This is a genomic window from Candidatus Coatesbacteria bacterium (assembly GCA_014728225.1).
Lineage (GTDB): Bacteria > RBG-13-66-14 > RBG-13-66-14 > RBG-13-66-14 > RBG-13-66-14 > WJLX01.
On the sequence record WJLX01000124.1, the window covers coordinates 1 to 14,996 of the forward strand.

At 67.6% G+C, this 14,996-nt stretch carries 13 protein-coding genes; all 13 read left to right on the forward strand.

Features of this window, described 5'->3' with window-relative positions; translation table 11 throughout:
* Nucleotides 1-722: 722 nt before the first annotated feature.
* The 13 genes from GF399_08850 (at nt 723) to GF399_08910 (ending at nt 14,924) form a co-directional block, all read left to right on the forward strand.
* On the forward strand, nt 723-1,706 hold the full coding sequence (locus tag GF399_08850; protein MBD3400427.1) for a hypothetical protein: 984 nt from the start codon (nt 723-725) through the stop codon (nt 1,704-1,706).
* A complete protein-coding gene (locus GF399_08855) occupies nt 1,706-2,344 on the forward strand; it encodes a hypothetical protein (GenBank protein MBD3400428.1) in 639 nt (212 codons plus the stop codon). Before GF399_08850 ends, GF399_08855 begins: the two co-directional genes overlap by 1 nt.
* 373 nt (nt 2,345-2,717) lie before the next feature.
* Nucleotides 2,718-4,628 carry a tRNA uridine-5-carboxymethylaminomethyl(34) synthesis enzyme MnmG gene (mnmG, locus tag GF399_08860; GenBank protein ID MBD3400429.1) on the forward strand — a complete coding sequence of 637 codons (1,911 nt, stop codon included), beginning with the start codon at nt 2,718-2,720 and terminating at the stop codon, nt 4,626-4,628.
* A 5-nt stretch (nt 4,629-4,633) separates the two neighbouring features.
* Entirely contained in the window at nt 4,634-5,368 is a 735-nt protein-coding gene (locus GF399_08865) for a DUF92 domain-containing protein (GenBank protein MBD3400430.1), read from the forward strand.
* A gap of 154 nt (nt 5,369-5,522) precedes the next feature.
* On the forward strand, nt 5,523-5,978 hold the full coding sequence (locus GF399_08870; protein ID MBD3400431.1) for a hypothetical protein: 456 nt from the start codon (nt 5,523-5,525) through the stop codon (nt 5,976-5,978).
* Between the two features lie 2 nt (nt 5,979-5,980).
* Nucleotides 5,981-7,210, forward strand: coding sequence for a hypothetical protein (locus tag GF399_08875; protein ID MBD3400432.1), 1,230 nt, complete (start codon nt 5,981-5,983; stop codon nt 7,208-7,210).
* A complete protein-coding gene (locus GF399_08880) occupies nt 7,200-7,805 on the forward strand; it encodes a hypothetical protein (GenBank protein ID MBD3400433.1) in 606 nt (201 codons plus the stop codon). Before GF399_08875 ends, GF399_08880 begins: the two co-directional genes overlap by 11 nt.
* 226 nt (nt 7,806-8,031) lie before the next feature.
* On the forward strand, nt 8,032-8,505 hold the full coding sequence (locus GF399_08885; GenBank protein MBD3400434.1) for a hypothetical protein: 474 nt from the start codon (nt 8,032-8,034) through the stop codon (nt 8,503-8,505).
* On the forward strand, nt 8,502-10,499 hold the full coding sequence (gene ligA, locus GF399_08890; protein ID MBD3400435.1) for an NAD-dependent DNA ligase LigA: 1,998 nt from the start codon (nt 8,502-8,504) through the stop codon (nt 10,497-10,499). The genes GF399_08885 and ligA overlap by 4 nt, the downstream gene beginning before the upstream one ends.
* The gene (locus GF399_08895) at nt 10,499-10,648 is read left to right on the forward strand and encodes a hypothetical protein (GenBank protein ID MBD3400436.1); all 150 of its coding nucleotides are present in this window, start codon (nt 10,499-10,501) and stop codon (nt 10,646-10,648) included. The genes ligA and GF399_08895 overlap by 1 nt, the downstream gene beginning before the upstream one ends.
* Nucleotides 10,649-10,669: 21 nt before the next feature.
* Complete coding sequence (locus GF399_08900) at nt 10,670-11,812, forward strand: hypothetical protein (protein MBD3400437.1); 1,143 nt, start codon at nt 10,670-10,672, stop codon at nt 11,810-11,812.
* Nucleotides 11,813-11,904: 92 nt separating this feature from the next.
* Nucleotides 11,905-12,756: an S-methyl-5'-thioadenosine phosphorylase gene (mtnP, locus tag GF399_08905; protein ID MBD3400438.1), complete on the forward strand. Its 852-nt coding sequence runs from the start codon at nt 11,905-11,907 to the stop codon at nt 12,754-12,756.
* A gap of 1,112 nt (nt 12,757-13,868) precedes the next feature.
* Complete coding sequence (locus tag GF399_08910) at nt 13,869-14,924, forward strand: hypothetical protein (protein ID MBD3400439.1); 1,056 nt, start codon at nt 13,869-13,871, stop codon at nt 14,922-14,924.
* Nucleotides 14,925-14,996 lie beyond the last annotated feature (72 nt).

The window sequence follows — 14,996 nt, forward strand, 5'->3', positions numbered from 1 at the left end:
GCCATCGTAATACGGCTTATTGTTACGACAAGCGAATCCGCCGGCGCCACGCCGCCGCTCGCCGGGCCGAGCTCGACCCGACCAGCTACACCGATAAGCCGACGGCCGGCGGGCCCATAAGAAACTGTCACTCAACGGCTTACACCACAGGCGCATCAGCCACCAACAGGATTTCGCTGATGGACAGACGCATAACAACGGCCTCGAGAACTTCCGGGGCTTCGCCTAACGCCGCCTAAAAGCCTGCCATGGAGGATTCAAGCGTAACTACAGACTCTTGATCACTGGAAGGTCGTTCAGCTTCAACCATCGAGACGCCGATAACGCGCTACACATTCTCAGGAGTGGACTGCGCGCTTGTTGATAATTTGGTGATAATCCCTTGACATTTTATTGTGGCGGGGCTTGAGGGGAGACAGGGTTGTCAAACCGACCCCAACGACCCGGGGCTGTTCGCTCCACCGCCGGGCGCCGTTAATCTCATCGGGGAGCGGCTGCTACTGTTACCGTTCAACCCCAACCATTTAGAACTGCTCGTCGACCACCGCTAACAGCAATCGCTCAAAGCCGCTGCCGGTGTATTCCTCCACCTTCTTAGCGATTTGCATCAAAGGTGTCTCCTCCCGGCGGAATGGCTAGGTAGCGTAGGGGAGGCCCTGCTTGTTAAAACAACTCGACGACCGGCCGACGCCGGAGCCGCGTTTTTGCTATAATCCGCCCGTATGGGAACCTACTCCGCCAGTCAGATGTGGAACTGGGCCCGCGAACTGCCGGAGCAGTTGGCCGCCGAGCCCCTGGGTCTGGAAGACCGCACCGCGCCCGACCGGGCGCCACGGCGGATCCTGGTCTGTGGCATGGGCGGCAGCGGCGTCTCGGCCCAATTCCTGGCCGCTCTGGGTCCCTTCATCCCCTGGCGCTGGGCCGGGGCTCCCGACTGGCTGGGGCCCGAGGACGCCCTGCTCGCCGTCTCCCACTCCGGCGGGACCTGGGAGACCCTGCGCACCGTCCGCGACGCCCTCGACCGCCACAGCGCCGTCTACGGCGTCACCGGCGGCGGCGAGCTGGCCCGGTTGCTCGACGAACACGGTGCCACCCGCCTGAGCGTTCCCGACGGCATGCCCCCGCGGGCGGCCTTCGGCCACCTGCTGGGCGCCTGCCTGCGGCTGGGGGAACGCCTGCTCGGTACGGCGCTCTGGCGCTCCGACGCCGTCGTGGATGAACTGCGGGCGAGCCGCGACGGTCTGGCCGACGACGACTACACCTGGTTGGGCGAACTGGCCCGAGCCCTGGCCGGGCGCCAGCTCGTCGTCTACGGCACCTGCCCCCTGAGCGCCGCCGCCGCCCTGCGCTGGAAGCAGCAGCTCAACGAGAACGCCAAGCAGTTCTGCTGGTGTAACGCCCTGCCCGAGGCCGCCCACAACGAGGTCGAGGCCGCCGGGCCCGGCGACCCGCCCCGGCGGATCGTGCTGACCCTGGGCGATGAAGCGCCGCCCCTGGATACCATCCTCGACGACTACGGCGACAGCGTCGTCCTGACGGCTCCCGCCGGACCCGCCGTCTTCCGCGCCCTGCACCTGGTCCTCCTGGGAGACCTGCTCAGCCTGCTGATCGCCCGGGAACGCGCCGTCGATCCCGGCGGCATCCCGCGTATCGCCGCCTTCAAGCAAACCGGCTGGGCCCGCCGCTTCTACGGGGGAGATAACTAGTGCGACGTCTACTCGCCCTCACCCTGCTCCTCGTTCTCGCCGCCGGCGGCGCAGCCGAGGACGAGATGCTGCCCGGTACCCTCGGGACCATCGTCGTCCCCGAGGACGAAGCCCACGGCGGCTCCGGCGCCTCCGGTCCGGTAACCGAGGGCGTCTTCTTCGGCGGCCGCTTCGGCGGCTTCCTGCCCTTCAGCCAGAACAACTACCTCGGCTTCGACTCCCTGGCCTGGCGCTTCGAGGCCCTGATCAACCTCGAGGCCGGCGACTGGAAGGCCGTCGGCAGCGTCGGCCTCTACGCCGCCACCGTCGAGGACCCCCCCGATTATGTCGATGAACCCTCCTTCTGGGCTCTACCCGTCGGCCTCGGCGTCTACTACCAGTTCGGTGAGCGCTTCAGCCCCTACGCCGGCGGCGGTGTCGGTTTTACCGTCTTCCACGTCTCCGGACGTGAGCACGTCGAGGACGGCTTCCAGCGCGAGTTCACCGAGCTCCTCTTCACCCCGCACCTGGCCGCCGGTCTGGACCTCTTCCGCGACGAGAACTTCCGCGTCAACGTCGAGGCCCGACTCGAACTCGCCTGGAGCGAAGAGCAGAACCAGATCGGCGGCTTCAGCTTTCTGGCCGGCCTGGCCTTCTGAAAAGCAAAACCACACTTGTTACGGGGTGGCCGACGGCCGCCCCGTTGCTCAAAGGAACAGGCTTCCCCGCAAGAACCGCGCTTTGACGACACGCCGCCGGCGGCGAGCGACGTGTCAACGAACGAGCCGCCTGCAACAACACCCGCTCCGCGACCCCTGAAAAACTACCGGCCGCTAACCGTCGTAAACGCTCAACCCCGCGGCGCCGGAACTGGCACGGTTTTTGCGGAGGCGCAACCGTGCCGTCGCTCGCTGCGGCGCCGAGATGCAAAAACCGTGCCAGTTCCGGCGCGCCGACGGGCAGTTGCGTTGAATCGGCCACCGGTAGTTTTTCAGGGGTCGCGGAGCGGGCCGGAGGTCTAGGAGAAACGAGATGACGGAACGTGCCGACATCGTCGTCGTCGGCGCCGGACACGCGGGCCTCGAGGCCGCCGTGGCCGCCGCCCGGCTGGGCGTCCGGGTGGTGTTGCTCAACACCGACCTTGAGGACGTCGCCGGGATGCCCTGCAACCCCAGCGTCGGCGGGGTGGGCAAGGGTCATCTGGTGCGCGAGATCGACGCCCTCGGCGGGGTGATGGGCCGCCTGGCCGACGCGGCCTCGATCGGCACCCGGACGCTCAACACCAGCAAGGGCGCCGCCGTCCAGGCCCCGCGGGCCCAATGCGACCGCCGCAGTTACCGGACCGCGGCCCGGGAGCTGCTGTTCTCTACCGACAACCTGCGGCTCCTGCAGGGCCATGCGGCGCAGTTGCTGGTGGAGGACGATCATGTCGTCGGCTTGCGGACGGACATGGGCGTAGAGCTGAGCTGCCGAGCAGTCGTGCTGGCCACGGGAACCTTCCTCGGCGGAGAGATCTTCGTCGGCCTGAACAGCTTCGCCGGTGGTCGGGACAACGCCCGGGCCGCGACGGCCCTGAGGCGCAGCCTGCTGGAGTGCGGGGTGGAGCTGGTGCGGCTCAAGACGGGCACCTCGCCGCGTCTGGACGCCGCCACGGTCGACACGGGTGCGCTGGTCCGCCAGGATCCCGAGGAGCCGCCGCCGCGGTTCAGCTTCAGCGGACCGCCGCCGCCGGGTCCCTTCCTGCCCTGCTACCTGACGGCGACCACCCCGGCGGTCCACGAGGCCATTCGTCGGGGACTGGAGCAGAGCCCGCTCTACACGGGGTTGATCGAGGGCGTCGGCCCGCGCTACTGCCCCTCGATCGAGGACAAGGTCGTCCGTTTCCCGGAGCGCGAGGTTCACCAGTTGTTCCTGGAGCCGACGGGGCTGGACGGCGACGAGTATTACGTCTCGGGGTTGGCCACCAGTCTGGCCTATCCAACGCAGTTGGCGATGCTGGCGGCGATCCCCGGACTGGAGCGCGCCGTGGTCACCCGGCCGGGCTACGCCGTGGTCTACGACTGCCTGGCGCCGCATCAGCTCTCGGCCACGCTGGCGGTGGAGGGGATCGCGGGCCTGTTCGCCTGCGGCCAGCTCTGCGGCAGCTCGGGTTACGAGGAGGCGGCGGCCCAGGGGTTGTTGGTCGGGATCAATGCGGCGCTGTACGTCGAGGGACGCGGGCGGGAGTTCACCCTGCGACGCGACCAGGCCTACATCGGTGTGTTGATCGACGACCTGATCCAGCGCTGGGGCGCGGAGCCCTACCGGGTGTTCACCGCCCGGGCCGAGCACCGGCTGGCCCTGCGCGCCGACAACGCCGACGGCCGGCTGACCGCCCTGGGCGCCGAGCTGGGTCTGATCGGTGAGGACCGGGCCCGTCGGAGCGAACGCAAGTATCGCTGGCGTGATCTGCTGGTCGCATGGGCCGACGGCCGCCGCCTCGACGCCGCCGATTGCCGTCGCCTGGGTCGGCCCGAACTGGCGGGACTGCGCGCCGCCCAGTTGGTGCCGCGCCGGGACGTCGATGCCCTCGAACTCCTGACGGTCCTGGCGGGCGGCGACGACGGGCTGCCCGCGGAGCTGCGTTCGTCGCTGACACCGTCGGGCCCGGCCCGCGAAAGCCTGCGGGTGGCCGTCAACGATCTGCGCTACGCCGGCTACCTGCGTCGCCACGCCGAGGCCGCCCGCCGCGAGGAGCGTCTGGCCGCCACCCGCCTGCCCGCCGACATCGACTACGACGAGGTCCTCGGCCTGCGCACCGAGGCGGCGCAAAAGCTGTCCCGCCAGCGACCCCGCACCCTGGGTCAGGCCCGCCGGGTGCCCGGGGTCAATCCCGCCGACATCACGCCGCTGCTGAGCTACCTCCGGCGTCGGCGACGCCTGCAACCCGCCGAGGAGGACTGACGACCGTGTGGCAGACGATCCTCGACAACTTGCTGCTGTCCCTCTGGCTGCATCTGCCCTTCGCCCTGCTGGCCGGTCTGCTCGGGGTGGTTTCCGTCTCCGGGATGTTGGGCGGCCTGCTGCTCGGCGAGCTGGTCTTCGCCGGGCTGGGCTGGCGGGGCTGGCTGATCCTGGTCGGTTTCTTCGTCTTGGGAACCCTGGCGACGAAACTGGGGTACAAGGAGAAGGAGAAGCGCGGTCTGGCTCAGGAGGGCGGCGGTCGCCGCGGGGCCAAGCACGCCCTGGCCAACACCGCCTGCGCGACGCTGCTGGCCGTGGCCAGCCCCTTCATCGGCGCCGCTTGGCCCGCCCTGGCCCTCCCCCTCGTATTGGCCTTCGTCGGCGCTTTCGCCACCGCCGTCTTCGACACCGGCTCCAGTGAGCTGGGCCAGCTTTACGGCCGCAAACCCGTCTTGATCACCACCTTCCGCCGGGTCGAGCCGGGGACCGCCGGGGCGGTCAGTTGGCAGGGCACCCTCGGCGGTCTGGGGCTGGCCGCGCTGATGGGGCTGCTGGCGGCGGGCGTCGGGTTGATCCCCTGGAGCCTGGTCTGGATTCCCCCCCTGGCCGGCCTCGTCGGCAGCAGCTTCGAAAGCTATCTGGGCGCCTGGCTGCCCGAGGGTAAGCTGTCCAACGAGTTGGAGAACTCTCTCAACACCGTCGTCGGCGCCTTGGTCGCCTTCGGTCTGGCTTGGCTCTAGGCCGGTTGCCCGACCGGCGGCCTTGGGCTATAATCCAGTGGTAGCAAACGTGGGTGACGCCCTGACACCGAACGTCCCCGATCCTGCGGTGCCGGCGACCGCCATTTGAGCTCCCGAAAACCATGAACCCCGCGCCTCACTTCCCCTGGGGAGGATGGTCATGCGCAAAGCAACTATCTTGCTCGTCTGCTTGCTCCTCACCGCCTTCATCGCCGGCTGCAAGCACGACGACGACGGCGACGACGAGGTCATCGAGGACACCGTCATCGAGGGTGAGATCATCACCGACGCCGACACCGTCGAGGAGGGGGATCTGGTCACCTTCACCGTGCCCGATGAAACCGATCCCGAGACCCACCAGTTGACCGAAACCGCCGACGGCTTCCGCGTCCAATTGGTGGCCTCGACCAACGAGAGCGCCGCCCGCGAGCTGGCCGCCGAGGCCGAGCGCGTGCTCGGTGAGCCCGCCTACGTGGAGTACCTCGATGGTTACTGGAAGGTCCGGGTGGGCAACTGCTCCAACCGCTCCGCCGCCGAGACCCTCCGCAACAAGGCCCGCAGCTCGGGCTACGCCGACGCCTGGATCGCCGCCACCCAGATCGAGCAGTAGGCATGCTCGTCGTCGTCTTCGAGGACCAGCGTCAGCGCACCCTGGCACCGCTGACCAGCCTGCGCCCCCTGTGGCGCCTGAAGCTGGGCTACGGTGAGCTGGCCGACCGCTTCGACGCATCTTTCCCGGGCGCCCGCTGGTGGCCGCGCAGCGAGCTGCGCCCGCTCTGCCGCCGTCCGCTGTTCCAGCCCGGCGTCGTCACCGACGAGACCGTCTTCGTCAACGCCGCCGCCGCCGATCCCTACGCCGTCGCCGCGCGGGCGGCCGCCGAAGACGAGGCCGCCGGTGAATTCATCGAGGACGACGAGGGCCTGCGGCTGGTATGGTTCCGCACCCCGGCCGGCGTTTCACCCACCCCCGGGGGGCTCGAACCCCACCAGCGGGGCTACGCCGCGGCCCTGGCCGCCGAACTGCTGCCCCTGGCGCTCAACCCGGATACACGTACGTTGTTGCGCCATCCCTGGGAGCTGGTCAACGCCAACGCCGACGAGCTGATGGGCGGGTTCCAGAACCACACCCACGGACGCTCCGGTGTTCAGGCGGGACGGATCATCGGCGATTTCCGCGCCGTGTTCATCGAGAAAGGCGCCGACGTTGAGCCCGACGTGATCTTCGATACCACGGACGGCCCCGTCGTCGTCGCCGCCGGAGCCCGCCTCAAGGCCCCCGCCCGCCTGGAAGGCCCCTGCTTCATCGGCCCCGAGACCCTCGTCGACAACGCCGTTATCCGCCCGGGCACCAGTATCGGTTACAACTGCCGCATTTCCGGCGAGCTCGAAGCCTGCCTGCTCTCCGATCACGTCAATAAGCACCACTACGGCTTCCTCGGTCACGCCTATCTGGGCGAGTGGGTCAACCTGGGCGCCGGAACGACCAACTCCGACCTCAAGAACAACTACAAATCGGTCCGCGTCCATACACCGACGGGGCGCGTCGACAGCGGCGCGCTCAAGCTCGGCTGTTTCATCGGCGATCACACCAAGACCGGCATCGGCACTCTGATCGGCACGGGTACATCGATCGGTGCCTTTTGCAACATCTTCGATGTCGGCACCCTCTCCGGTTGGCTGCCGCCCTTCAGTTGGCTCAGCCGCCGGGGACGCAGCGTTTACCGCCTCGAACAGGCCCTGGAGACCGCCGCCGTTGTCATGGCCCGGCGCAACGTCACCCTGGACGACGAGCTGCGCCGCTTGATTCAACTCCGCTTCGCCGAGAACGACGATGAGGCTTAAACCGCTGCCCCTGCTCGTCCTCGCCTGCCTGACCGCCTGCGGTCCCGGACCGGAGCGCCCCGCCGGAACCGGTGCCCTGGGCTCCCATGAGCGCCTCGAGGAGGTCCGCTCGCGGGCCGCGGAGCTCCTGCCCGGCGCCCGGCTGTACCAAATCCTCGGCATGGCATCCGGCGGCGCCTTCGCCGACGGCTTGTGCTCCAGTTGGATCTACAGCTTCCACTCCCCCGAATCCAACAGCCTGCTGCGCGTCTATCTCGGTCGCGACGGCCTGATCCAGACCCCCTACGAGCCCGAATCCCTTCAGGTCGGCGAGACCCCTCCGCCCTGGAACGCTGACGCCTTCATCGACAGCGCCGCCGCCGCCGCCGTCATCAGCGGCCACAACGTCGAAGGCTTCATCGAAGACAACGAGATCTTCGGCGAACGCTATCTGCTATTCGGCCCAGCCAAAGCCGCCGAGCCGCGCTGGGAGATCACCCTGCTGGCCCGTGACGACGCCGGCTTCGCCAAGCTGGTCTTCACCGTCGACGCCCTCGACGGCGAGCTCCTCGACAAGACCAGCGCCCCCTTCGTCCTGGAAAAAGCAGAACCGTAGCGGGAAAGCGCCGACCAGCCGCCGCCCGGTCGACGCGAACGCCCAACGGCCCGCCCGCCGGAACCGGCACGGTTTTTGCGGAAGGCGCCACGGTTCCGCCGTTCGCGGCGGCGCCGAGATGCAAAAACCGTGCCGGTTCCGGCGTTCCAGGTCGGTGTGCGGCGAAGCCGAAGGCGGCAGGTCGGCGCGGTGCGACGCTCGAGCACGCTAAGCCAGGTGTCTGACTATGGTCCCCAGACAGCACAGGGTCGGCCGTCGCAACCTCCACGGCATCCTGGCCGGGGTGCTGGGCGGGACGGCGGGCTTGACGTTGCAGTTCATTCTGCTGCGGCTGTTCGATCTTGGCCCGCGCCTGACGGAGCTGCATCCCGGGCTCATCGAGGGCGTCGGCGCGGGGGAGATCGTAGTCTACGTTTTGTTCATTCTGGCCGAATCCGCCGTGGCCGGTTTTCTTTACAGCGTGCTGCATCCGTTGCTGCCGGGCAGGGCCTGGCTCAAGGCCCTGATCTTCGGCGCGGCGCTCTGGGTGTTCGTCAACCTGCTGCCGCTATTGGTCAGGGAGGCGGTCGTCGACGGCGGATTGTTGCCCGCCGCGGCCTGCTGGTCGGCGGCCTGGCTGCTGTTCATCCTGGTGCAGACCGAGGTGACCGCCGTGTTCTATCGGTTGCTGCGTTCGAAGCGGGGAGGTGACGGGGGTTGAGCGATTATCGGGAAAGACACCGCGAGTTGGCCGAGAGGTTGCGCGAGGCGAATTACCGCTACTACGTTCTCGACGATCCGTCGCTGACCGACGCGAAGTACGACGAGCTGCTGCGTGAGCTGCAGCGGTTCGAGGACGAGCATCCCCAGCTGGTCACGCCGGCCTCGCCGACGCAGCGGGTGGGCGCCGAGCCGGCCGCGGGTTTCCAGTCCGTCGAGCATCGGCGGCCGCTGCTCTCCCTGGCCAACGTCAGCGACGAGGGGGAGTTCGCCGACTGGCTGCGGCGGGTGCGCGAGGGGCTGGACGGCGCGACTCCGTTGCTGTTCTGCGAGCCCAAGATCGATGGCCTGGCCGTCGAACTGGTCTACGAAAGCGGCCGCCTCGTCCAGGCCTCGACCCGGGGCGACGGCCGCACGGGGGAGGGCGTACTGGCCAACGTGCGCACCATCCGCGCCGTACCGCTGCAGTTGCGCGGCGACGTTCCCGCCGAGATCGTTGTCACCGGCGAGGTTTTCCTGCGGGTCGACGACTTCCTGGCCCTCAACGAGGCCCAGGCGGAGCGCGGGGAGAAGGAATTCGCCAACCCGCGCAACGCCGCCGCGGGCAGCCTGCGCCAGCTCGACCCCAAGGTGACGGCCCGGCGGCCGCTGCGCTTTCTGGCCTACAACCTCGTCGGAGCGCGCGAACTCGGGCTGAGCAGCCATGGCGACTGCTTCGAGCGCCTGGCGGACTGGGGCTTTCCGGTCAACCATCCCACCGCGGCCGTCACCCGGGTCGAGGAGGTCGAGGCCTACTACACCCAGCTGCTTAACGAACGCTCCGAGCTGGAGCACGAGACCGACGGCGTGGTGGTCAAGGTCGACGATCTGGCGGCCCGGGAGCGGCTGGGCGCCGTGGCCCGCAGTCCGCGCTGGGCCGTGGCCTGGAAGTATCCGCCGCGCCGGGCGGTCACCGTCCTCAAGGATATCGAGGTCTCCGTCGGCCGCACGGGGGTGCTGACCCCGGTGGCCGTGTTGGAGCCGGTGACCGTCGGCGGGGTGACGGTCTCCGCGGCCAACCTGCACAACGCCGACGAGGTCGAGCGGCTGGGGGTGCTGATCGGCGACCGGGTCGAGATCCAGCGCGCCGGTGACGTCATCCCCGAGGTCGTCCGTCCGCTCACCGACTACCGTGACGGTACGGAGCGGGCCTTCGAGATGCCCGACGAGTGTCCGGTCTGCGGCGGGGAAGCGGTCCAGTTGCCCGACGAGGTGGCGGTGCGCTGTCTGAACGCCGACTGTCCGGCCCAGGTGCGGGCCCGGATCGAGCATTTCGCCTGTCGCGACGCCCTGGACATCGAGGGGCTGGGACCCAAAGTGGTCGATAAGCTGCTCGAGGCCGGTTTGATCGCGGGGCCGGCCGACCTGTTCGAGTTGGAAGCCGACACGGTCGCCGAACTGGAGGGCTTTGGCGAGAAATCTGCCGCCAACCTGATCCGGGCGATCAGGCAAGAACGCCAGGCCGATCTGCCGCGCTTGATCTTCGCCCTGGGCATCCCTCTGGTGGGCTCGACGACGGCGCGTCTGCTGGCGCGGCGCTTCGGCTCCCTGGGCGCCCTGGCCGCCGCCGACGAAAAACAGCTCACCGCCGTCGAGGGCGTCGGGCCGACGATGGCCGCCTCGATCAACGATTTCTTCGTCAACGAGGCCAACCGACGACTCCTCGAACGCCTCAAGGGCTACGGGCTGGATCCCCGGCTGGAGGTCGAGGAAGACGAGCCCCGGGGTCCCTTGAGCGGACTGACCGTGGTCTTCACCGGTTCCCTCTCCCGCCCGCGGCGCGAGTATCAGGAACGGGCGCGCGCGGCCGGGGCCAAGGTCAACTCGACGGTTTCCGCCAGGACGGATCTCGTCGTCGCCGGCGAAGACGCGGGCTCCAAGCTGGACAAGGCCCGGAAACTGAACCTCGAGGTCGTTGACGAAGCGGGCTTCCGGCAACTACTGGAGGGCGACTGATGCGTCCCGGTTTGGCCCTGATCATCCTGTCGGCCCTCGTCGGCCTGCTGCTCTTCGACGCGGCGGATACCCCGGCCGACGACGACGGCGATGTCATCGTCCTGGTGCTGACCTCGGCCACCCGGGGCAAGCTGGCCGGTTGCGGCTGACCGGGGTCCGTCCTCGGCGGACTGGCGGAGCGCGCCGGCGCCCTCGATACCCTGCGGGAAAGCCATCCCGAACTGCTGCTCCTCGACAGCGGCGATCTCCTCGGTCTGGACGACAAGCCCGCCAAGGCCCGAACGATCTTCGACTGTTACGAACTGCTGGGCTACGACGCCCTGGCCCTCGGCGACCAGGATTTGCTCGACGGCACCTTCAGCGTGGCTGATCTGAGCGCGACGCTGCCGATCCTCTGCGCCAACCTCGAACCGCTGGACGACGACCTGACGCGGCCGCCGGGCTCGCTGATCATCGAGCGGGACGGCGTCAAGCTCGGGCTGGTCGCCGTCATCAACGAGGAGATCCACGGGCTGGAGGAATTGCTCGCCGAGCTGCGGTATCGGGTGACGCCCTGGCGGTCCGCGCTGGAGGACGAACTCGAGGCCCTGGAGGCCGCCGGTTGCGACATCGTCGTCCTGCTGTCCCACCTCGGCGTCCAGGACGAGGTCTACGCCGCCCGGGACTACGCCGAGCGCCTGGACCTGATCGTCGGCGGCCACTCCGGCCTGTTCCAGCGCCGGCCGGACACCACGGAGGGCGCGCCGATCATCTGGCCCGGCCGCCTGGGACGCTACCTGGGCGTGGTCACCCTCAGCCGCTCAGCGGAAAACCTGGGCGAGATCGTTTCCTACGAGGCCCTGCCCGTCGATCGCTCCCCGGGCCGCGGCGCCGCCGTTCTCGAACGCCTGCGGGCCTACGAGGAGCAGCGCTACCGCGACTGGCTGGAAGCCTACTACGTGGCCACGGCGCAACCACAATTCTTCGGTCCCGATGACTGCGGCGCCTGTCATACAGCCGAGCTCGAGCAGTGGCGCGACACCGACCACGCCCACGCCTTCGCCACTCTGGTCGAGGAGGGTGACGAGCGCAATCTGGAGTGCGTAGGCTGCCACACCACCGGCTTCGGCAAGCCCGGCGGCTTCGCCGACGCCGAGCGCACCCCGCAGCTGACCGACGTCGGCTGCCAGGCCTGTCACCGCGCCGGTCCCGAACACCCCTACGAATCCCGGGAGGTCGAGCCCGTCGCCGCCCCGGTCTGCGCCAAGTGTCACCGCCCCGGCCGCGACGATGATTTCAGTTACAGCCGGGACGTCGCCTATGTCGAGCACTGACGATCAGCGGCCCTTCACCGGCGCCGACGGGCTGTGGTATCCTTGGCCCGTCGATCCATAATCCCCCACCACCGTCGCAGCCAGGAGGAAGAATGCCTAAGATCGGCGTCATCGGCGGCTCGGGCCTTTACGAGATCGAGGCCCTGACCGACAAGCAGGAGAAGTTCATCAGCACCCCCTTCGGCGAGCCCAGCGCCGCCGTGGTCGTCGGCCGGCTGGACAACCGCGAGGTGGCCTTCGTCCCCCGCCACGGCAGGGGTCACGTGCTGACCCCCACCGAGGTCAACTATCGGGCCAACGTCTGCGCGCTCAAACAGCTCGGCGTGCGCTATATCATCTCCGTCAGCGCCGTCGGCTCCCTCAAGGAGGAGATCGCCCCCACCCACCTCGTCGTCCCCGACCAGTTCATCGACCGCACCCGCCACCGCCGGGACACCTTCTTCTCCGACGGCATCGTGGCTCACGTCAGCCTGGCCGATCCTTTCTCCAACGAGCTGCGGGCGATCTTCGTCGAGCAGGCCAAAAAACTCGGCGTCACCGTCCATGACGGCGGTACCTACATCTGCATGGAGGGTCCCCAGTACTCCACCCGGGCCGAGAGCCGGCTCTACCGCTCCTGGGGCGCCGACATCATCGGCATGACCAACCTGACCGAGGCCCGCCTGGCCCGGGAGGCCGAGATCGCCTACGCCACCCTGGCCTTCTCCACGGACTACGACTGCTGGCACGAGGAGGACGTCACCTCGGACATGGTGATGGAGAACTTCGCCAAGAACGTCGAGACGGCCAAGGACCTGATCCAGGCCATCGTGCCGGCCATCGATCTCGAGGCCGAGTATCCGGCGCACAACGCCCTGGCCCAGGCCATGCTGACCCGGCCCGAGCACGTCCCCCAGGCCGTCAAGGAACGCCTGAAGCCCATAGCGGGCAAGTACCTCAAGTAGGCGCGCCGTCAACCCGCCGCTCGAACCGGAACCTCAGGGTTCCGGTTTTTCACTTCCGGGTCCTGGAGGGCCTCCCAGCAGATAAAACCGTCAACGGACCTCCTGCGTAACCCAGTACCTCCAGTATGCATCCCCCCGGGCCGTCACGCTTCTTGCATGCCCGGCGGACCTTGCCGGTCCGCCGGGGCAAGAAGCGCGCCGGCCCTCGTCATCTGCCCGTCGGTAACGCCGCCTCATAGACCGACCGGGCGGGGGCGTCGAGTGTCAGCGGTTGCATTTTCGCGGGAGAGAACCTCGGCTCGGCGATCCAGGAGCTCAGCGTTCAACTAGCGCCCCGTGGCGCGGCGCAGTATGGCTGAGCAGACCCCTAGCACTGTCGCGGGTTTGTTCAACTTGACAGGCGCAAATTCAGCTGCTAGTTTTCCTAAGATTCGTAAATATGAGGCGGATAGTCGAGTTGTAGCAGTCCTGATCCACTGCTGCGGATCAGCTCACAGTTGAAGTCAGCGCAATCAAATCGTCGAATACGCTTGCTGGAGGTGGCAAAACGCTCACCGGCCGTTAAGGCTGCAGAGCCACTCAGCCCGGGAGACCGCCCGACGACGGGGAAGCGCTGTGCATTCATCACCGATGCAGCCAACGGCGATCAGCGGCACACAGGGCGTGTACCACGTTGGCTCACAGCGTTGTGAGTAGTTGCTGCCGAGCCCGAACGGCCCCGGCGTCTTGATGCGGTGACGGCGGCCCGGAGCCGGTAACTGCCGGGTTGCGGTTTGCCGGTGGCATCGGGGAGGGCCGGTCTGTAAGAGTTCAAAAGGCGGGGTGCGCTACACCCAAGCTGACCATAGCGCGCCGGTTGGCGGTGCTGCTTGATCACCAGGATGGCTGCCGGCAAGCCGCTCGATCCCGACATCATGCAGCGCTGCTCAATCCCGCAGTTCGCTGCCGTCCGCTGAATGCGCGATTGTTGCTACTGCGCAGCGTCACCGTTGAGCTCCCGGTAGGTATCGGCTATATGCGAGCGTTTCCCAAACCATGAACAGTTCGTTGAGTTAGTTCTTTGGGCAAGCTTTTATATCGTATTGATCTTTATTGAACAAACGGGAGGACAAATGTATCGGATAGCCGCCAGCTGCCTTCTCACGGCCCTGCTCGTAACCGCCCTGATCACGGGTTGCGAGCCGGAGAGCGTAAGCGGTGACGATGAAGAGCAACAGGGGGAATGGCGCCTCGAGATCATCGACGACGGTGGCAACGTCGGCCGGGCACCCGCAGTGGCCCTCGACGAAAACGGCTGCCCCCACGTGGCCTATTGCTCGGTAGATCCGCCCGAGTTGCGCTACGCCCGCCGGACCAACGGCTACTGGAACTACGGCTGCCTCGTATCGATCGGTCTGAGCCAGGGCACCTCCATCGCCGTTGACGACGGTTTACCCTTCATCGCCTACATCGGCGGAGGTTTGAGTTACCTCTATTGGGGAGGCGACGACTGGAAAACGGAAACCGTCGACAGAGCCTGCAACTGTCCCTCGCTGGTCAGGGACGACGCCGGTGCGGCGCACATCGCCTATCAGGATCCAACCGCTTACGACCTCAAGTGCGCCCGCCAAACCGCGATGGGCTGGGAGCTGGAAATACTAGATATAGAGGGGCTTACCGGTTTCTATACCTCGCTGGGCCTAGACTCAGCCGGCCGTCCCTGCATCGCCTATCACAGACGTGACTCCGACGAGGTCAAGCTGGCCGTCTACGACGGCAACGACTGGACCAGCGAGGTCGTCGACGAGGGAACCGTTTGCGACTTGGCCGTCGACGACCGGGACGGCCTGCACCTGGCCTACTACGCTTATCCCGAGCGGGTTCTGCTGTACGCCTACAATGACGGCGGCGGCTGGCAGTTCGAGACGATCGACGAACAGATGGGTAACTACGGGATCGGTATCGACATAGACGTCACTTCAGAGGGCGAGCCGCGGGTCGCTTACATCGACGCCGACCGGGGGTTGCTCAACTACGCCTTCCCCCGCGGAGACGGCTGGGCCGTCAGCGTCGCGGACAGCGACAGCGTACCGGATTGTTTCGTCGCCCTGGCCGTCGACGGCCAGGACCGCCCGCACATCGTTTACCGCTCCGATAACAGCCTGCGATACGCCATCAAAGACCAGTAGACGGCGCTGAAACCTGCGACGAGGGCCGGCGCGGTTCTTGCCCCGCCGGACCTTAGCAGGTCCGGCGGGAAT